23 protein-coding genes and 5 tRNA genes are annotated in these 24,720 nt (G+C 52.3%); 13 read left to right on the top strand and 15 right to left on the bottom strand.

The window, feature by feature from the left end; translation table 11 throughout:
* Window positions 1–23 precede the first annotated feature (23 nt).
* Window positions 24–452, bottom strand: a complete 429-nt coding sequence (locus tag J4377_RS05770; protein WP_038486596.1) for a DUF3617 family protein — start codon at window positions 450–452, stop codon at window positions 24–26.
* Window positions 453–619: 167 nt separating this feature from the next.
* Between J4377_RS05770 and J4377_RS05765 the strand changes: the two genes are divergently transcribed.
* Complete coding sequence (locus J4377_RS05765) at window positions 620–829, top strand: CPXCG motif-containing cysteine-rich protein (RefSeq protein WP_089038639.1); 210 nt, start codon at window positions 620–622, stop codon at window positions 827–829.
* Window positions 830–840: 11 nt separating this feature from the next.
* On the opposite strand, the gene J4377_RS05760 is transcribed toward J4377_RS05765, so the two are convergent.
* The 4 genes from J4377_RS05760 to J4377_RS05745 form a co-directional block, all read right to left on the bottom strand.
* Window positions 841–1,683, bottom strand: a complete 843-nt coding sequence (locus J4377_RS05760; protein WP_095602300.1) for an ABC transporter permease subunit — start codon at window positions 1,681–1,683, stop codon at window positions 841–843.
* Window positions 1,680–2,588: an ABC transporter permease subunit gene (locus J4377_RS05755; protein WP_232482968.1), complete on the bottom strand. Its 909-nt coding sequence runs from the start codon at window positions 2,586–2,588 to the stop codon at window positions 1,680–1,682. Before J4377_RS05755 ends, J4377_RS05760 begins: the two co-directional genes overlap by 4 nt.
* A 34-nt stretch (window positions 2,589–2,622) precedes the next feature.
* Window positions 2,623–3,807 (bottom strand): ABC transporter ATP-binding protein, encoded by a 1,185-nt coding sequence (locus J4377_RS05750; RefSeq protein WP_038482739.1) that lies wholly within the window; start codon window positions 3,805–3,807, stop codon window positions 2,623–2,625.
* A gap of 93 nt (window positions 3,808–3,900) precedes the next feature.
* Entirely contained in the window at window positions 3,901–5,004 is a 1,104-nt protein-coding gene (locus J4377_RS05745; RefSeq protein ID WP_253487352.1) for a polyamine ABC transporter substrate-binding protein, read from the bottom strand.
* Between the two features lie 342 nt (window positions 5,005–5,346).
* On the opposite strand from J4377_RS05745, the gene ahpC reads away from it, so the two are divergent.
* Window positions 5,347–5,910, top strand: a complete 564-nt coding sequence (gene ahpC, locus J4377_RS05740) for an alkyl hydroperoxide reductase subunit C (protein ID WP_038482734.1) — start codon at window positions 5,347–5,349, stop codon at window positions 5,908–5,910.
* Window positions 5,911–6,123: 213 nt separating this feature from the next.
* Window positions 6,124–7,680, top strand: coding sequence for an alkyl hydroperoxide reductase subunit F (gene ahpF, locus J4377_RS05735; RefSeq protein ID WP_120385456.1), 1,557 nt, complete (start codon window positions 6,124–6,126; stop codon window positions 7,678–7,680).
* A 120-nt stretch (window positions 7,681–7,800) separates the two neighbouring features.
* On the opposite strand, the gene J4377_RS05730 is transcribed toward ahpF, so the two are convergent.
* Genes J4377_RS05730 through hemA form a run of 5 tightly spaced genes read right to left on the bottom strand, consistent with a single transcriptional unit; the run spans window position 7,801 to window position 12,350 of the window.
* Window positions 7,801–8,556 (bottom strand): molybdopterin-synthase adenylyltransferase MoeB, encoded by a 756-nt coding sequence (locus J4377_RS05730; protein WP_038482728.1) that lies wholly within the window; start codon window positions 8,554–8,556, stop codon window positions 7,801–7,803.
* Between the two features lie 4 nt (window positions 8,557–8,560).
* The gene (locus J4377_RS05725) at window positions 8,561–9,061 is read right to left on the bottom strand and encodes an Lrp/AsnC ligand binding domain-containing protein (protein WP_038482725.1); all 501 of its coding nucleotides are present in this window, start codon (window positions 9,059–9,061) and stop codon (window positions 8,561–8,563) included.
* A gap of 33 nt (window positions 9,062–9,094) precedes the next feature.
* Complete coding sequence (gene prmC, locus J4377_RS05720; RefSeq protein WP_038486590.1) at window positions 9,095–9,940, bottom strand: peptide chain release factor N(5)-glutamine methyltransferase; 846 nt, start codon at window positions 9,938–9,940, stop codon at window positions 9,095–9,097.
* A gap of 14 nt (window positions 9,941–9,954) precedes the next feature.
* Window positions 9,955–11,043 carry a peptide chain release factor 1 gene (prfA, locus tag J4377_RS05715; protein WP_095602303.1) on the bottom strand — a complete coding sequence of 363 codons (1,089 nt, stop codon included), beginning with the start codon at window positions 11,041–11,043 and terminating at the stop codon, window positions 9,955–9,957.
* Window positions 11,040–12,350, bottom strand: a complete 1,311-nt coding sequence (hemA, locus tag J4377_RS05710) for a glutamyl-tRNA reductase (protein WP_038482719.1) — start codon at window positions 12,348–12,350, stop codon at window positions 11,040–11,042. Before hemA ends, prfA begins: the two co-directional genes overlap by 4 nt.
* 283 nt (window positions 12,351–12,633) lie before the next feature.
* On the opposite strand from hemA, the gene J4377_RS05705 reads away from it, so the two are divergent.
* From J4377_RS05705 to J4377_RS05665, 9 genes are all read left to right on the top strand, one after another.
* On the top strand, window positions 12,634–14,427 hold the full coding sequence (locus J4377_RS05705) for a tetratricopeptide repeat protein (RefSeq protein ID WP_253487350.1): 1,794 nt from the start codon (window positions 12,634–12,636) through the stop codon (window positions 14,425–14,427).
* A gap of 150 nt (window positions 14,428–14,577) precedes the next feature.
* Window positions 14,578–15,231 carry a lipoprotein insertase outer membrane protein LolB gene (gene lolB, locus J4377_RS05700; protein WP_253487348.1) on the top strand — a complete coding sequence of 218 codons (654 nt, stop codon included), beginning with the start codon at window positions 14,578–14,580 and terminating at the stop codon, window positions 15,229–15,231.
* A gap of 17 nt (window positions 15,232–15,248) precedes the next feature.
* Window positions 15,249–16,109, top strand: coding sequence for a 4-(cytidine 5'-diphospho)-2-C-methyl-D-erythritol kinase (gene ispE / locus J4377_RS05695; RefSeq protein WP_120385457.1), 861 nt, complete (start codon window positions 15,249–15,251; stop codon window positions 16,107–16,109).
* A gap of 31 nt (window positions 16,110–16,140) precedes the next feature.
* A tRNA-Gln gene (locus J4377_RS05690) sits at window positions 16,141–16,215 on the top strand.
* A gap of 58 nt (window positions 16,216–16,273) precedes the next feature.
* Complete coding sequence (locus J4377_RS05685; RefSeq protein ID WP_009722639.1) at window positions 16,274–17,215, top strand: ribose-phosphate pyrophosphokinase; 942 nt, start codon at window positions 16,274–16,276, stop codon at window positions 17,213–17,215.
* Window positions 17,216–17,311: 96 nt separating this feature from the next.
* Window positions 17,312–17,953, top strand: coding sequence for a 50S ribosomal protein L25/general stress protein Ctc (locus J4377_RS05680; protein ID WP_095602305.1), 642 nt, complete (start codon window positions 17,312–17,314; stop codon window positions 17,951–17,953).
* 162 nt (window positions 17,954–18,115) lie between these two features.
* The gene (gene pth, locus J4377_RS05675; RefSeq protein ID WP_038482702.1) at window positions 18,116–18,697 is read left to right on the top strand and encodes an aminoacyl-tRNA hydrolase; all 582 of its coding nucleotides are present in this window, start codon (window positions 18,116–18,118) and stop codon (window positions 18,695–18,697) included.
* Window positions 18,698–18,805: 108 nt separating this feature from the next.
* The gene (gene ychF / locus J4377_RS05670; RefSeq protein WP_038482699.1) at window positions 18,806–19,897 is read left to right on the top strand and encodes a redox-regulated ATPase YchF; all 1,092 of its coding nucleotides are present in this window, start codon (window positions 18,806–18,808) and stop codon (window positions 19,895–19,897) included.
* Between the two features lie 78 nt (window positions 19,898–19,975).
* Window positions 19,976–20,052, top strand: a tRNA-Met gene (locus tag J4377_RS05665).
* A gap of 64 nt (window positions 20,053–20,116) precedes the next feature.
* On the opposite strand, the gene J4377_RS05660 is transcribed toward J4377_RS05665, so the two are convergent.
* Window positions 20,117–21,421: a M18 family aminopeptidase gene (locus J4377_RS05660; protein ID WP_038482696.1), complete on the bottom strand. Its 1,305-nt coding sequence runs from the start codon at window positions 21,419–21,421 to the stop codon at window positions 20,117–20,119.
* 138 nt (window positions 21,422–21,559) lie between these two features.
* Here J4377_RS05660 and J4377_RS05655 point away from each other — a divergent pair, with 138 nt between their 5' ends.
* Window positions 21,560–23,659 carry a carboxy terminal-processing peptidase gene (locus J4377_RS05655; protein WP_253487346.1) on the top strand — a complete coding sequence of 700 codons (2,100 nt, stop codon included), beginning with the start codon at window positions 21,560–21,562 and terminating at the stop codon, window positions 23,657–23,659.
* A gap of 71 nt (window positions 23,660–23,730) precedes the next feature.
* Here J4377_RS05655 and J4377_RS05650 read toward each other — a convergent pair whose 3' ends face one another.
* The 4 genes from J4377_RS05650 to J4377_RS05635 form a co-directional block, all read right to left on the bottom strand.
* On the bottom strand, window positions 23,731–24,093 hold the full coding sequence (locus J4377_RS05650) for a metalloregulator ArsR/SmtB family transcription factor (protein ID WP_038482690.1): 363 nt from the start codon (window positions 24,091–24,093) through the stop codon (window positions 23,731–23,733).
* Window positions 24,094–24,290: 197 nt separating this feature from the next.
* Window positions 24,291–24,366 (bottom strand) — tRNA-Asn (locus tag J4377_RS05645).
* 39 nt (window positions 24,367–24,405) lie between these two features.
* A tRNA-Asn gene (locus J4377_RS05640) sits at window positions 24,406–24,481 on the bottom strand.
* Window positions 24,482–24,550: 69 nt separating this feature from the next.
* Window positions 24,551–24,626: transfer RNA gene (locus J4377_RS05635), tRNA-Asn, on the bottom strand.
* Window positions 24,627–24,720: the final 94 nt, after the last annotated feature.

Raw genomic sequence — 24,720 nt, 5'->3', positions numbered from 1 at the left:
TCATGAAGATGCTAACTGCCGTGTTATTCGCAGTTACCAATACGCTCGCCTTCAATCACTGTATTCATGGTCAGCTCACCCATCGGCGATTGGGTGAATATATCCACGTTACCTTCGATCTGCTCACCCATAAAACGCATTTCGCCATCGATAGTCGCTTCACCGCCATCGGCACGGCAAACCATGCTGTAGGAAAGGCCATCGGCATTCATATCCTGGCTGAGCAGCTCGCAACCCTCTTCCTCTTCAATGAAGCCAAACTCAGCGCTATCCAGCTCTTCTTGAGTGATGCACTGACGTTCGGTTTCCGTTTGATCCGGAATTTGCATGTCACCACTCATGCTAGTCACGCTGACAAACTCCCACTCGCCAGGCGTGACGTTAGGGGTTTCTGCCTGGGCGACCATCGGGAAGGCCAAAAAGGCCGCTACTGCCATGTGTCGTATCATCATCGCACTCATCTCTAGGTGGCTTTAAGGAATACGTCATTATCCTACCTGATTCATTACTTACATGTCCTACCGGACAAGGTCACTGCTACACTATTATCTTCAGACTTACTCATTTTCAGGGCTTTTCGATAAAAGGGCGCTAGCGATTACATTAAGGGGAAATAGCCATGCAGGATGACGCGCTAGTAAATTATGATTTTTACTGCCCCTACTGCGATACACCACTCACATTTCTTATCGACACCTCTCAAGGTAGCCACGATACCTGGGAGGATTGCCACCAGTGCTGCGCACCGATTCAATTACACATCATTGTCTCTCTAATAACCGGTGAGCTAGAAGCAGTGCTCACCGGGCGAGACGACGATGTGCTTTAACACCCTAGTCGCTAAGCACTCTCGGCTTGTCGCAGTAGTGCTTTTCGTTTTGCTTCACCCCGACGCATGAAGAACCACGCCAATAGCGTCGTGAGCGATACGGCCAGAATAATCAGCGTAGCCAGCGCATTGATCTTAGGCGACACCCCCATCCGCACCGACGAAAACACCACCATTGGCAGCGTGTTGGCACCAGGGCCAGAGACAAAGCTGGCAATAACCAAGTCATCTAGTGAAAGCGTGAATGCCAGCAACCACCCCGCTGCTAATGCAGGCGAAATAACAGGCAGCGTGATAAAGAAAAAGGTCTTCACCGGTGGCGAGCCTAAATCCATGGCAGCTTCTTCAATAGAGCGATCAATTTCGCGTAGGCGGGCTGCCACAACCACCGCAACATACGCACTGCAAAACGTTGTGTGAGCAATCCAGATAGTCGCCATGCCACGATCAGCCGGCCAGCCAATCAGTTGAGCCATCTGCACGAATAGCAGTAATAGCGACAGCCCCGTAATAACTTCCGGCATTACCAGCGGCGCGGTAACCATACTCGACAGTGCCGTCTTGCCGCGAAAATGGCCATAGCGCGTCATAACGAAAGCGGCCACTGTACCCAAGCATACCGCCATGCTGGCGGCAAAAAAGGCAATTTTCAGACTAGTCCAAACCGCAGACAGGATCTGTTGATCACGAAATAGTTCGCCATACCATTGTGTGGAGAACCCTGCCCACACTGTCACCAGCCGTGAGGCATTGAAGGAGTAGACCACCAACACCACCATGGGCAAATAAAGAAACAACAGACCCAACACTAACATCACTGTGGTAAAGCGTGGGCGTCTACGCAGTCTCATCATGATTCAAGCTCCCGTGACTGGTAGCGATGGAACCACACAATGGGAATTAACAGCAGCAATAGCATTACCATGGCTAACGCCGAGGCCACAGGCCAGTCGCGGTTTAAGAAGAACTCTTCCCATAGCACTTTACCAATCATCAGCGTATCCGGGCCCCCGAGCAGCTCAGGGATCACAAACTCACCCACGGCGGGAATAAATACCAGCATAGAGCCCGCGATGATTCCGCCCATAGAGAGCGGCAGCGTGACTTTGATAAAGGTATTAAGCTTGCGCGAACCCAAATCAGACGCCGCTTCTAGCAGCGAGTTATCCAACCGCGTTAGATGGGCATAAAGTGGTAGTACCATAAACGGCAGATAGGCATAAACAATGCCGATAATGACAGCAAACTGGGTGTTCATCATGCGTAGCGGTGAGTCGATCAGCCCCATTCCCAACAATACGTTATTGATTAACCCGCTATTACTTAAAATACCCATCCATGCATAGACGCGAATCAAAAACGACGTCCACGACGGCAGCATTACCAACAGCAGCAAAATAAGTTGCCAGCGCCCCGGAGCACGGGCCATCGCATACGCCATCGGATAGCCAATCAACAGACATACTGCTGTCGCTACAAACGCGGTTTTTATCGAGCCCCAGTAGGCCGCCACATAGAGAGAATCTGACAACAAAAACAAATAGTTGCCCAGATTCAAAAAGATATTGAGCGTTTGATCAGCATACTCAACCAGCGGCCCATAGGGGGGAATAGCAATTGCTGCTTCCGAAAGGCTAATCTTTAGGACCAGCGCGAACGGCAACAAAAAGAATAGCGTAAGCCACAAAAGCGGAAGCGCAATAACTGCGCGACGACCTAACTGCAACCGCTTTACGAAGCCTGCAATGCGAGATGGCATCACGATAGACGATCTCCTGTCAGCCACTGAGGCATTAGCGGTTCAGCACGATAGCGCTATGGTCTTCCCAATAGACATAAACACTATCCTCCCAGGTTGGGCGATCACCACGCCGCTCAGTATTGGCCATACTCACTTTGATCATTTGCCCAGAGGCAGTACGCACGTAGTAAAGCGAGTAGCCCCCCAAGTAAGCGATATCATCAACCTTACCTGCTTCCCAGTTGTACTCTGCGGATGGCTGCTCACGGGTTAGCCAGATTTTTTCAGGGCGCAGCGCAGCCCACACGCGGCGATCTACCGCCTGGGTCGTGATGCCATGATCAATATAAATCGGTCGAGATAATGCGGGTGATGCAATGCGACAGTGGTCCGCAGCGTCTTCGACGATTTCACCTTCGAACAGATTCACCGTACCGACAAATTCCGCCACCATTCGGCTGGCCGGGCTTTCATAAATATCGACCGGTGAACCCACCTGCTCTATCCAGCCGTCGGCCATAATCGCAACGCGGTCGGCCATGGTCATGGCTTCTTCTTGATCATGAGTCACCATAATGCAGGTCACTCCTACCTGCTCAATGATCTCGACAACCTCAAGCTGCATTTCAGTGCGCAGTTTTTTATCCAACGCCCCCATCGGCTCATCCAGCAACAGCAGCTTGGGACGCTTGGCCAGTGAACGGGCAAGCGCTACCCTCTGGCGCTGTCCGCCGGAAAGCTGATGCGGTTTACGCTTAGCAAAACGTTCCATATGCACTAGTTTGAGCATTTGTGCGACACGCGCATCGACATCTGCCTTAGCTAGCTTGTCCTGCTTGAGCCCAAAAGCGATGTTTTGCGCTACCGTCATGTGGGGAAATAACGCGTAGGATTGAAACATCATATTGATTTGACGCTTATGTGGCGGCATAGAGGTGATATCTTCGCCGCCAAGCAGAATCCGCCCTTCGCTGGGCGTCTCAAACCCTGCCAACATACGCAACAACGTCGACTTGCCTGATCCTGACCCACCTAGCAAGGCGAAAATTTCGCCGCGCTTTACCTGTAAATTAACATCATCGACCGCAAGCGCATCGTCGAAGCGCTTACTTAAGCGCTTTACCTCAAGCACAATATCTTCTGCAAACCTTGGCGTTTTTCCCTGAGCGCGCTGAGCGGCGGGAGGGGTTACCGCAGGAGAGGATGACGGCTCGTTCGACAGGGGCGTAGTGACCATTCGCCACTCCCATCAAAAGGCCCGGAAACCGGGCGTTAAAAAAGTAACAGCGAGCCCAGCATTCGCTTGGCTCGCTGTTAGGCGATGACTAAATTAACGACCTGATTTGACGCGATTCCAGATACGCGTACGTGCGCGCAGAACGTCTTGAGGTTTTTCAGCCTGCAAATAGAGGTTTTCCATCACTTCGGCTTCAGGGTAAATAGCCGGGTCATTGATAATTTCATCAGAGAGATATTCATTAGCCGCCGCATTAGGGTTGGCATAACGCACGTACTCGGTAATTTCAGCGGCGATTTCCGGATCAAGAATAAAGTTAATGAAGGCGTGGGCATTTTCAGAATTCGGCGCATCAGCAGGCACTGCCATCATATCAAACCACAGCGCGGCCCCCTCTTTAGGAATGCTGTAGCCAATAGTGAAGTCACGACCGGCTTCTTCGGCACGATCAGCCGCCTGGAAAACATCACCGGAATAGCCTGCGGCCACACAAACATCACCATTCGCCAAGTCGGAAACATAACGAGAAGAGTGGAAATAAGTCATGTCATCGCGAACACTGGCAATGAGTTCACCAGCAGCTTCCAGGTCTTCGATATTTTCGCTACGCGGATCAAACCCTAGATATGCCATGGCGGGAGACAGCATTTCATCAGCAGAATCCAGCATCGACAGCCCACAACCGGCCTCGCTCAACGCGGCGGTCATTTCAGGATCAAAGAGCAGCGCCCAGCTATTCATTGGCGCGTCATCGCCTAAAATGTCTGTCACACGATCAACATTATAACCAATGCCGTTGGTACCCCACATATAGGGCACCGAGTATTCGCTACCCGAATCGATCTCTTCCAGGCTGGCCATCAATTCAGGATTGAGGTTATCTAAATTAGGCAATAGCTCGTGATTGAGGGGCTGGAAAACACCGGCCTTTACCTGGCGGGTAAAATAATAAGTAGAAGGAACCACGACATCGTAGCCAGAACGGCCAGACAAAAGCGCAGCGTCTAATATTTCATTGCTGTCATAAACATCATAGGTCACTTCAATACCGGTGCGCTCGGTAAACTTTTCTAGCGTTTCAGGGGCGATATAGTCGGACCAGTTGTAAACTCGCACTTCATTCGCTTGGGCATTAGCAGCCGCTACGGCAAAAGATAGGGCCGTAACGGCCACTGAAAGTTTGTGAATATTGCCCATCTCACTACTCCTTATTAAAACCAATATCGCTAAGAATATTTCGTTAAGTGCCGAGTCATTCAAACGTCAAGCTTACGCTAAAACATTAAAAACAGCTGTGGCTACTGTGCCAGATAAGCGAATTTTGCGGTGCAGCGACATCTATCGCAAGCCCATGGGGAAAATTCTTGTATTCTGCTTCATGCGACCCCACTTGTAGGGTAGCCAACTCAGAAAAACACACATTGATAGCCTAATACTATTGCTTAGATGCATTTTTACAATTTTAGCTATTGGTCGTAGTTGGTTACCATGAGTAATAACTTTTTCCACTGCCACTCACTTATTTTGGAGACGTTCTGAATGTCCCTGATCAACACTGAAGTAAAACCGTTTAAAGCGACTGCCTACCTGAACGGCGAATTTATCGACGTCACTGAAGCAGACTTGCAAGGTAAGTGGTCTATTTTCTTCTTTTACCCTGCTGATTTCACCTTTGTCTGCCCGACTGAGCTGGGCGACTTGGCCGACAACTACGCCGAATTTAAAAAGCTAGGTGTTGAAATCTACAGCGTGTCTACTGACACCCACTTTACTCACAAAGCTTGGCACGACAGCTCTGAAACCATCGGCAAGCTGCAGTACCCGATGATTGCTGATCCGACCCTACAGATCTCTCGCAACTTCGAGGTATTGATTGAAGAAGCAGGTCTTGCAGAGCGTGGCACCTTCGTTGTTGACCCCGACGGCAAAATTCAGATCGTCGAAATCAACGCTGGCAACATCGGCCGTAACGCTGAAGAGCTACTGCGCAAAGTGAAGGCTGCCCAGTACGTTCGCGAGAACCCAAATGAAGTATGCCCGGCTAAATGGAAAGAAGGCGAAGAGACACTTGCCCCGTCTCTGGACCTCGTAGGCAAAATCTAAACGGCCTACCGCTGCCGTTCAGGGTTGCCCCTTAAGGCAGCACGACACCCGGGCATACCCCGGGTGTCCTGTTTTTAAGTACCCGTTTTTGAGTACCCGTGTTAACGCAACCATCGTTTTCCCTATCGCTCTTACTCATGCTGCGGTCTTTCAACAGCAGCGAGCGTTTTAGGTTGAGAACTCATTACTGCTGACTGCGAGGAAGCCACTGTCATGCTGGACGCCAATTTAAAAAATCAGTTGAAAGCTTATTTAGAAAAAGTGACTCAACCGTTCGAGATCGTTGCGTCCCTCGATGACGGTGCCAAGTCACGTGAATTGCTAGGTTTGCTCGAAGACATCAGCGGCCTATGCGACAAGATTACACTACAAACTGACGGTCAAGATAATCGCACGCCGTCATTTGCCATTAACCGCCCCGGCGAAGAAACCGGCGTGGTATTTGCTGGCATCCCGATGGGGCACGAGTTCACCTCGCTGGTGCTGGCACTGCTACAAGTGGGTGGACACCCTCCAAAAACGTCCGAAGAACTGCTAAATCAAATCAAGGCGCTTGACGGCGAAATGCTGTTCGAGACGTATTACTCGCTCTCCTGCCAAAACTGCCCAGACGTTGTTCAAGCGCTCAACTTGATGGCGATTTTCAACCCAAATGTTCGCCACGTGGCCATTGATGGCGCACTGTTCCAAGATGAAGTCGAAGCTCGGGAAATCATGTCGGTTCCCAGCATCTATTTAAACGGTAAACCGTTTGACCAGGGACGTATGACCTTAGAGCAGATTCTAGCCAAGGTTGATACAGGTGCTGCCGAACGAGAAGCGAAAAAACTTAGCGAAAAAGCCGCCTTTGATACGCTGGTAATTGGTGGTGGCCCTGCAGGTGCCTCAGCAGCAATCTACTCTGCCCGTAAAGGGATCAACACAGGCGTTGCTGCTGAGCGTTTCGGTGGACAGGTGGCAGACACCATGGGCATTGAAAACTTCATCTCCGTCAGCCATACCGAAGGCCCTAAACTGGTTAGCGCTCTGGAAGAGCATGTTAAAGAGTATGACGTTGACGTTATGAACCTTCAGCGCGCCACATCGTTTAAAGCAGCTGAAAACGAAGGTGATTTGCACGAAATAACCTTCGAGTCGGGCGCTAAGCTGAAGAGTAAAACCCTCGTCCTGGCAACCGGTGCGCGTTGGCGCGAGATGAATGTGCCTGGCGAACAACAGTATCGCAACAAAGGCGTTGCTTACTGCCCCCACTGCGATGGCCCGCTATTTAAAGGCAAGCGCGTAGCAGTGATTGGCGGCGGCAACTCTGGCGTTGAGGCCGCTATCGACCTGGCCGGTATTGTAGGCCACGTCACCCTAGTCGAGTTTATGGGTGAGATGCGTGCAGACGCCGTGCTACAGAAAAAGCTTAAGAGCCTGCCTAACGTCGACATTATTTTAAACGCTGAAACCACGGAAGTGACAGGCGACGGAAGCCGGGTTAACGGCTTAGCCTATAAAGATCGCAATACCGATGAGCTGAAAACCATCGCACTAGAAGGCATCTTTGTGCAAATTGGCTTAGTGCCTAATACCGAATGGCTGAAAGGCTCACCGATTGAAATGACGCCACGCGGTGAAATCATTGTCGATGCCCATGGCATGACGTCAGTTCCAGGCGTATTTGCTGCAGGCGACGTGACTACCGTGCCATACAAGCAAATTATTATCGCCATGGGCGAGGGTGCAAAAGCATCACTGGGTGCGTTTGACTATTTGATTCGCCACTAATCTGATCGACATTAGCTAGCCTGAGGGGTGGACCCCCTGCCGCCCATTAGGCTGTTTCCTTTGACGTAAAGACCGTGACGTCACGCCCGCTGCCCTGCGGGCGTTTTTTTGCTCGTAGGGTTAATCAGTGTGCCCACACACTGAGCAAGCAGGATCACGCGGCACCTGAAAATGACGCCACTGCCCGCTCAAACCCTCAAAAGTGGCGAGTCCTTGATGCGGCTTTCCTGCACCGCTCAACAGCTTAAAAGCTTCTATCGCTTGAAAACAGCCAATCAACCCAACCAGTGGCGCCATGACACCGCTTTCTGCACAACTCAAGGCTTCATCTTCACTATCGCCAGGAGGATACAGGCACGCATAACAGGGGCATGCCGGGTTGCGAGGATCAAAGACGGCTAACTGCCCAGAAAAACGAATTGCCGCTCCTGAGACAAGTGGCACACCTGCCTGCTGAGCAGCAGCGTTAATCGCATAACGGCTTGAAAAACGATCGGTGCAATCTAGCACCACATCTGCCGACGCTACCAGTGCCTCAAGCGCCTTGCCATCTGCATGTTGCTCCAAGGCGATTACATGGCACTCAGGGTTAAGTGCCTGCATGCTCGCTTTTGCTGAACGTGCCTTGTTGGTGCCGATATTCGCCTGCTGGTGAGCAATCTGGCGCTGCAGGTTTGACAACTCTACCGTGTCAGCGTCGGCAATAGTGATTTTGCCCACGCCAGCGGCCGCTAAGTAAAGCGCCACGGGAGACCCAAGCCCACCTGCACCGACAATCAGAGCATGAGCATTTCTCAAGCGCTCCTGCCCCTCAATATCAACCTCGGGTAGCATAATTTGGCGGCTATAGCGCAGCAGCGCCTGATCATCCATCATGGGATTACTTATCCTCAAATTCCTCGAAATCGGGTATGTGTAAGTTGAAGCTCTCTTTCACTTCTTCCATTACCACATAGCTTTTGGACTCTTTTACCCCAGGCAGTGTCAGTACGACATCGCCTAGCAGTTGCCGGTAAGCGGACATCTCAGGAATTCGGCATTTTAAAATATAATCAAACTGGCCAGACACCAAGTGACACTCCTGGATTTGCGGTAGTTTCTCGACCGCCCGACGAAACTCATCAAACACAGCAGGGGATTGAGTTTCCAGGCTAATCTCCACAAAGACCAACAAATTCGCTTTCAGTGCCTGCGGATCAAGAATAGCTTGATAGCCGCGAATGATACCCGCACGCTCAAGGCGCTTAACACGCTCTAAACAAGGAGTTGTGGATAAGCCGACTTCAGCGGCAAGGTCGACATAGGAAATTCGCGCATTTTCCTGCAGACAGCGCAGAATTTTAAGATCGATCCGGTCCAGCGTTCTATTTTTTGGTTTCATGGCAGGATCCAATACTGATGAATCAGGCAGTTATTAAAGGTGCCCCAGGGTAACCCGTTCATGACCTCCAACGTCTTGCACACTTTCAACGTTTTGGAAGCCAGCACGCACTAACGCAGTGCGTACGTTGGTCGCTTGCGTATAACCATGCTCTAGGGCAAGCCAGCCGCCATCGGAAAGGTAGCCACAAGCAGTGCTAATCAAATGCAGCAAATCCGCCATCCCGTCAGCATCGGCCACTAGTGCCGATAATGGCTCAAAACGCACATCACCCAGCCGCAAATGTGGGTCGTCGGCAGCTATATAGGGCGGGTTACTAACAATAATATCGAATGCAACCGCTTGAGGGGGCTGAGCGAACGCGCTAAACCAATCGCTAATTACGAACCGAGCATTATCGATCTTCAGCGCTTGTGCATTTCGCGTTGCGAGCGCCACTGCTTCTGGGCGAATATCCGCCCCTATTACTTGCCAGTTAGGTTTCTCGCTGGCAAACGCAAGTGCAATAGCGCCAGTGCCAGAGCCAAGATCCAGCAACCTCCCCGCCCTCGCCTTGGCACGCATTAGGACAGCCTCAACCAGGGTTTCGGTATCAGGGCGTGGAATCAGCGTTTCTGGCGATGTTGCCAGCCGCAGCCCCCAAAATTCTCGTTCACCGGTCAGATAGGCAATTGGCATTCCCTGGGCACGTGCCGCCACCAACGCATCAAATCGTGCTTGCTCCCAAAGGGGGCACTCACAATCTCCCCAGGTATACAGCCAAGTACGGTCATGCCCTGTTGCGTGGCTGAGCAGTACCTCGGCATCAATTCTAGGGGAAGGCGAACCTACCGTTTGCAGCCGAGTCGCCGCTCGTCGTAAAAGAGCATCGAAAGTCACAACATCAAAGCTCATTAGGCGTCCTGAAGGGCCGAAAGCTGCTCTGCTTGATATTCGTGAATGAGCGGTTCAATGACATCATCAAGCTGCTCACCCGTAATGACTTCCGTTAGTTTATAGAGTGTCAGGTTAATACGGTGGTCGGTAATCCGACCCTGGGGAAAATTGTAAGTCCGGATTCGTTCACTACGATCCCCTGAACCGACCAATGAGCGGCGAGCGTCTGCTTGCTCTTGGCGCTGCGAGTCAACCGCATTGCGTTTGAGCTTGGCTGCCAGCAACGACATCGCCTTTGCACGGTTTTTATGCTGACTGCGCTCTTCCTGGCACTCCACCACGACGCCTGTAGGCAAGTGAGTAATACGAATAGCGGAATCTGTGGTGTTGACGTGCTGACCGCCCGCGCCACTGGAGCGATAGGTATCAACGCGTAAATCAGAGGGATTAATATCGATATCGCCCACGTCGTCCACTTCAGGCATGACCGCCACCGTGCAGGCGGACGTATGTATCCGGCCTTGCGATTCCGTCGCGGGCACGCGCTGTACGCGGTGCGCGCCAGATTCAAATTTCAAGCGCGCATAGACACCATCGCCTTTCACACGAGAAATAACTTCTTTGTAACCGCCCTGCTCGCCGTGACTTGCACTGACAACTTCAACGCGCCAGCCACGCTTTTCCGCATAACGTGAGTACATGCGAAACAGATCACCCGCAAAAATAGCGGCTTCATCGCCGCCCGTACCAGCACGCACTTCCAAGAAAACACCGCGACCATCATCGGGATCTTTAGGCACCAGCAGGCGTTTCAGCTCACTATCCAGGGCTTCAAGTTTCTCACGCCCCTCACTGATTTCCATTTCCGCCAGCTCGCGCATATCGGGGTCGCTGTCGCGACTTAACTGCACGGCTTCTTCGATGCTTTCTTCTACCTCGCCGTAGCGCTGCCAGGCGGCGACCAGCTCTTCTAATTCCGCGTACTCACGGGAGTAGTCGCGAAAACGCTGCTGATTATTAATCACTTCAGGGTCAGACAGCAGCATTGCCAGCTCTTCAAAACGGTCGGAAAAGCTATCTAGACGTTGGCGCAAAGTCTCTTTCATGCGGGTGTATCATCCTTCTGGCATTTTACCGCGGCCACTGGTTGCTCAAAGGCAGGCTTAGCAGGCAGTAGTATATTGGGCGCGGCATTCAGCAACTCGTTATTTTCTTGGGATGCAGCGTTGCGCAAGGCAAGCGTGGGCTGGTGCATTAACCGATTCGCCAATTGGTGAGCTAGACGTTCAATCACCTTGGCAGGATCTTCACCCTTGGCTAATCGCTCAAGAGCTTGCTCACGGGAATGATCTCGAATGGCCTCTCCGTGACGTCGATAGTCGCGAATAATTTCGCCGCCATTGCGGATTCGACGCTCATGCTGCCAACTACCCACCCCGTGCTCGATGAGTGATTCAGCCTGATCAGCGGCAACTTGACGGTGACGGCGATTCTCTTCAATGACCTCTTGCAAATCATCAACGGTATAAAGGAAGACATCTGCAAGCTCACCCACTTCTGGCTCGATATCACGGGGCACCGCGATATCCACCATAAACACCGGTCGATGGCGGCGCTTTTTCAGCGCACGCTCTACCATTCCCTTCCCTAGGATCGGCAGCGGAGAAGCCGTGGAGGATATGACGATATCAGCCTGCTCTAACGCCTCCGGTATTTCTGGCAGTGTAATAGCAGAACCACCCAGAGGAGCAGACACTTGCTCAGCGCGTTCCCGGGTACGATTGGCTACCGTGAGATGCCGCACACCGGCTTCATGAAGATGACGCGCTACCAGTTCAATGGTTTCTCCCGCCCCGATCAAAAGCGCTCTGGCACGGCTAAAATCATCAAAAATACGGCTAGCCATACTGACAGCAGCATACGCGACCGACACTGGATTTTTGCCAATGCCCGTTTCCGTGCGCACTTGTTTGGCTACCGCGAAGGTGTGTTGGAATAACCGCTCCAATTCACCCCCCAACCCATTGGCTTGGCGGGCCTGCTGATAAGCATCTTTTAACTGACCGAGTATTTGTGGTTCGCCCAGCACCATAGAGTCCAGGCCAACGGCGACACGCATCAGATGACGCGCAGCATCGTTGTCAAGATAATGATAAGCACAGCGGGAAAGCTCTTCGACGCGCAAATTATGAAAGCGCCCAAGCCAATCCAGCACGGCATGCTCACCGGCGGCATCCGTCACGCAATAAAGCTCGGTACGGTTACACGTCGAAAGCACAGCCGCTTCGCTGATTTGTGGCAGGTTACGCAGTTCCGTCAACGCGCTTTCCAGCTGCGTTGGCGTAAATGCAACCTGCTCACGTACGGCCACGCTGGCGGTACGATGATTTATTCCCAGGGCAAGAAGCGTCATGCGTTATGCGTCTTCGCTAGTGGATCGGTCGTCACGTCACTTGTCGATCTGAATGTCTGGAGCTTGCTATAGCAAGTCTAAAGAGTGGGTAGATACGATGAACTATGAGTAGATACTATGAACTATAAGTAGATACTATGAGTAGACACCATGGATTGCACCACCTCACCCCGTTTTCAAGGTGTAATATTCTATCACAGCACAGCATGTTCTGGCGCACACCACTTTGCCGCAGGCAACCAAGCCGCTATGCTGAGCACTCGGCCACCTGATCGAGAGACGCATGCCCCTTCGCGCGACACTACTGGGTCACCCCCTATCGTTACTGGGTTTACCCTTACTGCCCTTGGCCGCAACGCTACTACTGGGCGGCTGCCAGCTTTCCCCGTCTTCCTTTGATAACGGGGTTCAAAATGATGCTTACGATCCCATGCAATCAGCACCGCCGATTACTCGCGGGCTGGATGCTGAGGGTCTTCGCTCGCTGCTGACAGCAGAACTTGCTGGCCAACGGGGCGATTATCGCTACGCCAGCCAAGGCTATCTGGAAGCGTCCCGGCGCTATCGCAACCCTGCGTTAGCCGAGCGCGCCACCTTTGCAGCGCGCTTTGGCAATGATGTCGCATTAATGGAAGCCTCCGCGATACGTTGGCGTGAATTAGCCCCTCAAGCAGAGCTGCCGAACAGATTGCTGGCAACCCTCTCATTGCAACGCGGAGACTGGCTGGACAGCTTAGAGCAGCGTCTGGCGATCACTGAAGCAGGGGGCAATGGCGAAATAGCCGCTTTTTCTGAGGCAGCTGTGGCCGAAGAGGCGCCACTGAACCTATTAATCCAGCCATTGCGCGATTATCTTGCCCAGCCTGGCGCTCAGCAAAATGAATTCCACAGCGATGTTTTACTTGGCGCCGCACTGATCGAGTCAGCACTAGGGCAAACACGTCAAGCGCAACAGCATCTGGATCAAGTAACGCAGCTGTCACCTGAATCTGCCGCTTTGTGGCTTGCTAAGGCGCGCCTAGCAATAGAGACTGGAGATCATCGTGGTGCTCAGAACGCCGCTCAAAGGGGGCTAGATTTAGCGCCCGATGATGTCCGTTTTATATTAATGTTAGCCCAAGCTGAAATTCGCCTGAACAACATTACCGCTGCGGAAGCACACACCACTACGTTGTTAGAAACGCATGGTGGTAACGAAGAATTACGTATTGCTCTCGCCCAACTCTATTTGGAAGAAGGCCATAGCGAGCCAGCGTATCGATTACTGCAACCTCTGATTGGTCATGAACGCGTACCTAACACTGCCTACTTCTTATTGGGAGCCATTGCCCAATCCCAAGGAGAAGTCGATAACGCGCTGCTTTATTATCGGCAAGTACAAGACGGCAACGAGTTTCTTCCGGCCCGAGCCGCCGCTGCACGTATGCTGATTGAAAATGATCGCCTGCTAGATGCTCGCGCTATGCTGCGTGTTGAGCGAATGCGCCATGACGACTACTTCGGCGAGCTGGTAATGCTAGAAATACAGCTACTGGATGAATTTAATCTGCAAGAAGATGCCATGGCACTACTTGATAGAGAGCTGGCTCGTACGCCAGATGACACCAGCCTGCTTTATTTAAGGGCAATGCGCGCGTGGGAAACGGGCGATATTGAAGCGATGGAGCGCGATCTGCGCCAAATACTGCATACCGAACCTGATAATGCAGATGCATTAAACGCATTAGGCTACACGCTTGCCGACCTGAACCTCCAGGGTCGTCTTGAAGAAGCACGTGATTTGATTGAGCGTGCCTATGAAGCAGATCCCAACAACCCTGCAATACTCGACAGCATGGGCTGGGTCTATTTCCGGCTCGGCCAGCCTGACAATGCACTTGCGTGGTTAGAGAGCGCCTACGCACAAGTGCCTGATCAAGAAATTGCCGCTCATTTAGCCGAAGTTCTTCATGCCCTAGGGCGCAGTGAAGAAGCACGCCAGCTTATTGAGCGCATTCTTCAACGGGCAAGCTATCACCCGCAAATTGATGACTTACTTGAGCGCCATCCTGAACTAACACCGTTAAGCACGCCCTAATACGGCATGCCCTTATAAAAGCATGCCCTTATGAAAGCATGCCCTTATGAAAGCATGCCCTTATGAAAGCATGCCCTTATGAAAGCATGCCCTTATGAAAGCATGCCCTTATGAAAGATAGTTTACGCAGTACTGACATGGAGCCAGTTTATGTTGACCAATTCCCTGCCCGCGAGCCGTTTATCAATCTGCAGGCGCTCAACTCGCTTGTTACTGGCCGGTATTGTCCTGTTAACGCTGGCCGGATGCGCCACCCAAGCGCCTGTAGACGATGGCGGACGTCAGGCTGGACAATGGGAGCGCCAGCAAGCCGACGTTGAAGCCTTCGATACCTGGACACTCGTGGGCAAAGCAGGGCTGCGCACCCCCCAGGAAAATACCAGCGCCAACCTAGACTGGAATCAACACCCCCACTACTTCCGCATGCTAATCAGTGGCCCCTTTGGCGGCGGACGCAGTGTGCTAGAAGGTCGCGAAGGGCGCTTTTCGCTAACCACTAGCGATGGTCGCTTTGAAGCCGAAACACCGGAAGCATTAATGGAAGAGCAACTTGGCTGGTCATTGCCGGTTCGCGCCATGCCTAACTGGGTACGAGGCCTACCGGGCGAGCACGCCAGCTACCAGTTGGAATCAGACGAACTCGGCTTCCCTAACCACTTACAGCAAGATGGTTGGGAGATCGACTACCGCGATTGGGAGCAAGTAGAGGGCATGTGGCTGCCTCGCCGACTAGTGATGAACTACGGCGACCTGCGCATTACCCTGGTCGTCAATCAGTGGCAATCCACTAACCCGGACTCCTAGATCAGTAGAGAGATCACATGCCTGCAACATCCTCGGCGTTGACACTGCCTGCTCCCGCTAAGCTAAACCGCATGTTGCATATCGTAGGCCGTCGTCAAGACGGCTATCACGAGCTGCAAACGCTTTTTCAGTTTATCGACTTGTGTGATTACCTTACCTTCACGCCACGCACTGACAGCGCCATTACGCTTTCCAACACGCTTAGTGGCGTTGCCCATAACGACAATTTAATTGTACGTGCAGCACAATTGTTGCAACAGGCAAGCGGCATTCAGCAAGGCGCCTCAGTCGCCATCGAAAAAAATCTGCCGATGGGAGGCGGTCTTGGCGGTGGAAGCTCTAATGCAGCAACCACCCTGGTCGGGTTGAATCACCTATGGCAACTAGGACTAAGTAGAGAAGCGCTTGCAAAACTAGGGTTGACACTAGGTGCCGATGTCCCGGTATTCGTTCACGGTCACAGCGCTTGGGCGGAAGGCGTTGGCGAAAAGCTTACGTCTGTCACGTTAGATACGCCCTGGTTCGTGGTCATCCATCCAGGCGTTAGCGTCTCAACACCAGCAATCTTCCAAGACCCGGAATTGACACGCGACAGCCTCCCCATTACTATGGCGCGCGCACTGCAGGGGGGAGCGCCGGAGTGGCGTAACGACTGCGAAGCTATCGTCAAAAAACGCTATCCGCCAATTGCGGAAGCATTAGACTGGCTCACGCAGCATGCACCTAGTCGGTTGACCGGTACCGGCGCCTGCTTGTTTGCGGCTTTCGATTCACAGCAAGCCGCGCAAGCCGTCGCACATATGGCAGGTCAACATTGGCATTCATGGGTAGCGCGCGGACTCAACACCTCTCCCCTACAAGATGCTCTGGGCCGCTGAAAGCGCCCGGTCATCGCATTAGGTTTATTGCTGGGGTATCGCCAAGTGGTAAGGCACCGGTTTTTGGTATCGGCATTCCCAGGTTCGAATCCTGGTACCCCAGCCAACCTAATTATGATCTGCGTTTTCTCCCCTGATCCCCAACACTGCAAAGGTGGCTGCGCGTGTCAAAATTGATGGTTTTCACCGGGAATGCCAATCCCGAACTCGCTCAAAAGATTGCCGAGAGCTTAGACAGCCGTATGGGTAATGCTACGGTCGGTCAATTTAGCGACGGCGAAATCGCGGTCGAGATCAATGAGAACGTGCGTGGTAAGGATGTGTTCATCCTGCAATCCACCTGTGCCCCCACGAACGATAACCTGATGGAACTGATTCTGATGGTGGACGCCCTGCGTCGCGCCTCAGCTGCCCGTATTACGGCAGTCGTTCCCTATTTTGGCTATGCACGCCAGGATCGTCGCGTCCGTTCAGCTCGCGTTCCCATCTCAGCAAAAGTTGTTGCTGATATGATGGTAAAAGCTGGCGTTGATCGCGTTATGACGATGGATCTGCACGCTGACCAAATTCAAGGTTTCTTCGACGTACCGGTTGACAACGTTTACGGCTCGCCCATTTTGCTGGACGACATCGAGCGCCAGAACTACGACGATCTCGTTGTGGTTTCTCCCGATGTCGGTGGCGTTGTGCGCGCTCGCGCTATCGCCAAACAGCTGAACGCGGATCTTGCCATTATTGATAAGCGTCGCCCCCAGGCCAATCAGGCCCAGGTAATGCACATCATCGGTGAAATCGAAGGCCGCACCTGTGTGGTTGTCGATGACATGATTGATACCGCTGGCACGCTCTGCAAAGCTGGCGAAGCGCTAAAAGATCACGGCGCAGCACGCGTTGTCGCTTATGCAACACACCCGATATTGTCTGGCCCTGCCGTCGACAATATTACCAACTCGGTGCTGGACGAGGTTGTCGTGACCGACACCATTCCGCTTTCCGACACTGCCCGTCGCAGCGGAAAAATTCGCCAGCTGAGCGTTGCCGGACTCATTGCGGAAGCCATCCGTCGAGTCAGCAACGAAGAATCCGTTAGCGCGATGTTCCACTAATCGCCTGACGCAGTAGCCCCCTATTGGGGCCCTGGAAGCGTCGTCGTCTGGTCGCGGTCGGCGGCGTTTCCTTACTTAAACCAAGAGGCAAATTAAATGTCTGATTTTATCCTGAAAGCCAGCGTTCGTAACGACCTGGGGAAAGGTGCGAGCCGCCGCCTGCGTCGTGCGAACCAACAAGTACCGGCCGTTGTTTATGGCGGTGAAAAAGGCGCTCAGTCTATCTCTGTAGAAAAAACTGCTTTCTACAAAGCGATTGAAGACGAGTCCTTCTTCTCTTCGGTGATCAAACTGGTCATCGACGGTACTGAAGAGCAAGTGGTTGTTCGTGACCTACAGCGTCACCCGTTCAAGCCGCTGTTAACCCACGCTGACTTCCTGCGTGTTGACGCTACTCACGAAATCACCATGAACGTGCCGCTGCACGTCGTTGGCGAAGAGAAGTGTGTCGGCATCAAAGATCAAGGCGGCGAACTGCACGTCCTGGCCAATGAAGTAGCCATTAGCTGCTTGCCGAAAGATCTTCCGGACTTCCTGGAAGTTGATATCAGCAACGTCGAGCTGGGCACCACCCTTCACCTGTCTGACCTGACCTTGCCTGCAGGCGTTACGTCTGTTGACCTGTCTCACGGTGAAGAGCATGACAACGCCGTTCTAAGCATCACCAAAGTAAAAGTACGTGGCGGTGATGATGAAGAGAGCGAAGGTGAAGGCGAAGAAGAGTCCAGCGCTGAGTAAAGCGCTAGCTCTCGGCGCTGCCAACTGATGCTTTTCAGTGCCACCTGGGTCATGCCTGCATGGCTCAGGAATGATAAAATCAAGCGCTTCGGCGCTTGATTTTTTTTTGCGGCCTGACATGACGTCGAAAATTTCGTCTAGAAATTTTTATGAGGTGGGACAATGAGCCAGGTAACGGCCATTATTGGCCTGGGAAACCCCGGTGCAGATTACGATGCAACTCGCCATAATGCGGGCTTTTGGCTGGTAGACGCCATTGCACGCAGTGCGCACACAGAGCTTCGCCCGGAAAAGAAATTTTTGGGCCTGTACGCCAAAGCACGTGTTGGCGACCATGAACTGCACCTTCTCAACCCCACTACTTTTATGAATCGTAGCGGTGCTGCCGTCGCAGCGCTTGCACAGTTTTTCAAACTAACGCCTGACAATTTACTGGTTGCTCATGATGAGCTAGACCTTCCGCCAGGACAGGCACGCTATAAGACCGGCGGTGGCCATGGCGGTCATAACGGCTTGCGAGACATTATTAGCGCCTTAGGCAACCAGAAGCAGTTTCATCGGGTAAGAATTGGCATTGGCCACCCAGGAGAAGCACGTCAGGTCGTTAACTATGTGCTAGGCCGACCCGGCAAAGCCGAACGGGAAGCCATTGAAAGCGCTTTGGATGAGTGCCTAGCTACGCTACCACTTGCACTCTCTGGCGACTGGGCTAAAGCCATGAACCGCCTTCATAGCGTAAAATAGCAGCACACTTAATAAGCACCTTTATAATCAGGCGTTCTAGCACGCCCTTTTTTCAATATTGGCAGACGCTTCCCTTGTTGCGCTGCCCTAGCGGCCAGGAAGTAATTTATGGGCTTTAACTGCGGTATCGTCGGCCTACCTAATGTAGGCAAATCCACGCTTTTTAATGCGCTGACCAAATCAGGTATTGATGCAGAAAACTTCCCATTCTGCACCATTGAGCCGAACGTAGGCATCGTACCAATGCCTGACCCGCGACTTGATAAGCTTGCGGAGATCGTCAAGCCACAAAAAGTGCTGCCGACAACAATGGAATTTGTCGATATCGCAGGCTTAGTCGCCGGGGCATCCAAAGGCGAAGGCTTGGGCAACAAGTTCTTGGCCAATATTCGCGAAACCCAGGCGATCGCCCATGTCGTACGCTGCTTTGATAATGACAACGTAATCCACGTTGCCAACCAAGTGGACCCACGGGCAGATATTGAAACCATCAACTTGGAACTGGCACTTGCCGACCTGGATACCGTCGAAAAAGCCAGCCAACGCCTCGTTCGTGCAGTGAAAGGCGGCGACAAAGATGCCACTGCCACCAAGGCCATTCTTGACCGCATTCAGCCACATCTCGCTGAAGGTATGCCGCTGCGTAGCTTTGGTCTTGATGAAGATGAGAAGCGCCAGATTAAGAGCTTCGGTTTCTTAACGCTCAAGCCCACCATGTACATTGCCAACGTTAACGAGGATGGCTTCGAGAACAATCCCTACCTGGATATCGTTAATGAGATTGCGGCAGAAGAAGGCGCTGCAGTGGTGCCGGTATGTAACCAGTTAGAAGCTGAGATTGCCGAGCTGGATGACGAAGAGCGCAGTATGTTCCTATCAGAAATGGGCATGGAAGAGCCAGGGCTTGATCGCGTCATTCGCGCAGGCTATGCCCTGCTTGGCCTACAAACATATTTCACCGCTGGCGTTAAAGAAGTCCGCGCCTGGACAGTGAAAGAAGGCGCTAGCGCCCCAGAAGCCGCTGGCGTGATTCACACCGATTTCCAGAAAGGTTTTATCCGCGCGGAAGTGGTTGCTTACGAAGACTTTGTCGCTCTCAATGGCGAGCAAGGGGCTAAAGATGCTGGCAAATGGCGCTTAGAAGGTAAGGATTACATCGTTAAAGATGGCGATGTTATTCATTTCCGTTTTAACGTCTGATCAGCTGCCGCTTGATAAACAAAAAAAGAAACACTTGACGAACGACGGGCTACTGAGTAATATTCGCCCCCGTTGAATGGCTACGTAGCTCAGCTGGTTAGAGCACATCACTCATAATGATGGGGTCCCCTGTTCAAATCAGGGCGTAGCCACCACACGAATATTGAAAGCCCGCTGACTCAGTCAGCGGGCTTTTTTCGTTATTGATCAGCAATGTACTCAGCACAAATCAGAACGATTCAAAAACACCGTCAACGCCTGGGTCAAATAATCAACATCTCGGGTACCTGCTGTTTCGCGAACTGAATGCATTGCCCACTGAGGAAGCCCTACATCAATCGTCGGCACGCCCACCTCAGTAGCCGTAATCGGCCCGATAGTGCTACCACAACCCATATCTGAACGAGTAACAAACGACTGTACGGGCACATCTGCCTCACGACACACATCCCGAAACAGCGCCCCCGTTACACTGTTAGTGGCATAACGCTGATTAGCATTTACCTTAATAACTGGGCCACCATTAATTGCAGGGCCATGACGTTCATCGTGCTTGTCTTGGAAATTCGGGTGTAAAGCATGAGCGTTATCGCATGAAATCATAAGCGATGACTGAATCAGCTGAATCAGCGACTCTTCAGTCGCACCACCTACCTGGGCATTTAAACGCTTCAGCACATCACCTAAGAAAGGCCCCTGAGCACCGCATGCACTGGCACTACCCACCTCTTCATGGTCATTAGCAACCAATAAGGCCCCCTGGCTAGCATCACACGCCAGCATCGCCTCGAGCCCCACAAAACACGACAGTAAGTTATCTAGCCGCGCACTGGCGACCAACTCCTGACGCAACCCTACCAACGATGGCGGTTGTACGTCATAAAACCCTAACTCAAAGTCAACGACTTCCACAGCGCGCAGGCCATGCTGCTCTTCCAACCAATCAGCCAATAAGTCGCTAAGCTGCGCGCTATCACTCTGCATCACAACAGGCGACATTTGCGTTTGTGGGTTAATAACACGCCCAGCGTTTACATCGCGGTCTAAATGAATCGCCAAACTAGGCACCATGGCAATCGGCCGGTCCACATTTAGCAGCACACTTTCTAAATGACCATCGGCGTGACGTACATGCACACGCCCTGCCAACCCCAAGTCGCGATCAAACCACGGGGCTAACAACACACCACCATATACTTGCACCCCCAACTGCATCCATCCCGCGGCATACTGGGTGGCATTGGGCTTTAAACGCAGCCCCGGGCTGTCCGTGTGCGCACCCAACATGCGTAGGCTGGTTAACTTCTCAGCAGGCAGTTGAAATGCAATCACTGACGAATCATTGCGCGTCACGTAATAGCGCTTGCCCGGCTCAAGCTGCCAGTTAGCCGTCTCCTCAAGACGCACAAAGCCCGCCTGCTCCAAACGCTCCGCCATACAGCGAGTCGCATGCCAGGGCGTAGGCGATTGATGCAGAAAATCACATAGCCGCGTTACACGGTCCGCGTTGAAAGCTTCGGACATAGAAATCCTCATAACAGTAATGATTGAGTATCACAGGCTAAATGACCTGCTACAATGCTCCCTCGGCCTACGCAACTCATAGGCTATCTGCGGGTCTAGGGAAGAATAAGTGTACACAAATCCGGGAGAGCTTGACTGATGAGCTTGTTTGCAACGTTTTCGCGCTCGGTCGCCCTTGCTGTGATGCTGGTCATTGCCAGCCCAGCAGCGCTGGCGCAACTTGAGCCGACCGACGAACAACGCCAAGCGGCAGAGGAAATAGCGGATTCACTTCGCTATGGGCACTATGCCGATATTAACTTCGACGAGCAGTGGTCAGCGGAAGCTTTCCAACGCTATCTAGACATTCTGGACGGCCAGCGCTCCTACCTATTGAGCCGCGATATAGAGCCTTATCGCCACTTAGAGCGCGACATGGCAGAAACACTTTTCGATGGTGACCTTGACGATGCATTTGCACTTTATAATCGCCTCAGCGAACGCCACACCGCCCGCCTAGAGTGGTTGCTAGAACGTCTTGATGAAGGGCTTTCATTCGAATTCGATAGCGACGAGCGCTTAGAGGTTGATCGCAAAGATACCCCATGGGCAACCCGCGAAAGTGAATTAGACGAACTATGGCGCAAACGGCTCAAAAACGATGCACTGACGCTTGCTCTAACCGACCAAGATGACGAGCAGATAGAAAACAATCTGCGCCAGCGCTATGAAGGGCAACTATCCCGCTTGCGTCAGTCAGAGTCTGAAGACGTCTTTGGGTTAATCATGGCGGCAGCCTCCAGCACTATCGACCCTCACACCAGTTACCTCTCCCCTCGTCAAAGCGAGTCGTTTGATATTCAAATGAGCCTTTCACTTGAGGGTATCGGCGCACTACTTCAAGCTGATGGCGAATACGTTAAGGTCTCCAGCCTGGTTCCCGGTGGCCCTGCCGATCGAGCGGGCGTGCTTGAGCCCGCCGACCGAATTATTGCCGTGGGCCAAGAAGAAGGCGACATGGTCAATGTGGTAGGCATGCGCCTGGACAACGTCGTCGACCTGATTCGCGGTCCTAAAGGCTCCGTTGTACGTCTGGACGTGGTGCCTGCCCAAGCAGTGGACATGACCCGTTCACAAATTGTTGAAATTACTCGCGACACAGTCAGCCTGGAAGATCAGGCAGCGCATAGCGAAGTGATAAACATTGAGCGAGACGGCAAACCTCATCGCATTGGCGTGATTAACATTCCGACGTTCTACGTCGACTTCGATGCCTGGCAAGCCGGTGAGGATGAGTATCGCAGCACCACCCGTGACGTCGCTCGAGAAATTGAAAGCCTCAAGAAAGAAGGCATTGAAGGTATTGTCCTAGATCTTCGCAATAATGGCGGTGGCGCACTTCAAGAAGCCAACTCCTTGATAGGCCTGTTTATTGACCGAGGCCCAACCGTACAGGTTCGTGATGCCCAAGGTCGCATTCAGCTCTACGGCGACACCGACGCAGGCACGACTTACGACGGGCCACTAACCGTACTGGTTAACCGTCTTTCCGCTTCAGCATCAGAGATTTTTGCTGGCGCTATTCAAGATTATGGCCGCGGCATTGTGGTAGGCGCCCCCACCTTTGGCAAAGGCACCGTACAAACGCTCAATGATCTTAGCCATGGTCAAATCAAGCTTACCCGTGCCAAGTTTTACCGTATTTCAGGTGATAGCACCCAAAACCGCGGTGTTGAACCCGACATTATATTCCCCAGCCTGATTGACCCAGAACGCATTGGTGAAAGCAGTCTAGATAATGCTCTTGCTTGGGACACCGTGCAGAACGTTCAATACCGCCGCTATGGCGCCCCGGAAAACACCCTCGCCGCACTGACTTCTCAACACCAAGAACGTGCCAACGAGAATCCTAACTTCCGCTATCTAGAGCGCCAGTCCACCTTGGCTCGCCAGCTACGCGAACAGCACACCAGCGTCAGCCTGAACCGCGAACAGCGCCAACGAGAGCTAGAAGCGCAAGAAGCTGAACAGCTTTCACTTGAAAACCAACGCCGTCGCGCTTTGAACCTGCCAGAGCTGGATGAATGGATGGATGCGCGCAGCGATAATTCGCAGTCCGAAGGTAGTGAAGCAGACGCTGCTAACGAGGAGGATAAGGATAAAGACATGCCGGTTGATCGCGCCCATGTACTAGAAGCCGCCGAAATCTTACTCGACTACGCCCATCTTCAGGGCGCACAACGCATGGCTAAGCGTTAAACGAATTACTAAGCGCTAACTAACGAACGCCGACCTAAAGCAAAGGTCGGCGTTTTTTTATTGGCTAGTTATTAGCATAGTGCTGCCCGCCGTGCCGGTCGGTCGCCCATTTTCGCTAGCCGCAGGACTAGCGCCTGGAGACGTACTGCGCTACCTTCGGCGCCAGCGTCAATAGTAGCCCGCACCCAGTCTGGCAGATCAGGCGACAAGCGATAGTATACCCACTGCCCCTCCCTCTGATCGATTAGCAATCCACACTGACGCAACTGGGCTAAATGACGCGACACTTTAGGCTGCGACTCCTCTAGCGCATAGGTCATTTCGCACACACACAACGATTGCTCTTTGGCGATCAAGAGCACCAGCATTAACCGCGTTTCGTCACTTAGACACTTAAATACCTGTAGCGCATGCAAACCGGCAGCTTTTCCCACGAGCACCTTCCCAAATAATGAGTATCCAAAACAGTCTATACGTCCGCCAACCGAGAGGCACAAAAAATCACCCAAATGCCAGAGGGCACTGAGTGTTATCATAAATAAAGCATTGAGATGTCAATCGCTCGATATAAGCTGGCGGCAACGCAGGTAATGCTTACGAGAAAAGCAAAGCTGGAAGATAAAAAACAGAGTGGCTCCCCGAGCAGGACTCGAACCTGCGACCCAATGATTAACAGTCATTTGCTCTACCAACTGAGCTATCGGGGAACATTTACCGTAGGCGGTAATTAAAGCAGAACAGCAATTTGGCTCCTCGAGCAGGACTCGAACCTGCGACCCAATGATTAACAGTCATTTGCTCTACCAACTGAGCTATCGAGGAACATTACATTTTGCTGCTGTGTTTTGAGCGAAGCCACTGAAAGCATTCATATAACTTACTTCAGTATGTTGGCTCCTCGAGCAGGACTCGAACCTGCGACCCAATGATTAACAGTCATTTGCTCTACCAACTGAGCTATCGAGGAACTGCTCAAACACGGTGCGTAGTATACTGATAGAAACGCTCGGGTCAAGTATCGATTATAGGTGAACGGCTAGCCCCGGGTTTCTTGTGTCCGT

Source organism: Halomonas sp. XH26 (genome assembly GCF_024138895.1).
Classification (GTDB): Bacteria; Pseudomonadota; Gammaproteobacteria; order Pseudomonadales; family Halomonadaceae; genus Vreelandella; species Vreelandella alkaliphila.
Note: the sequence above shows the minus strand (reverse complement) of the source record. Positions and strands in the feature narration are given on the sequence as shown.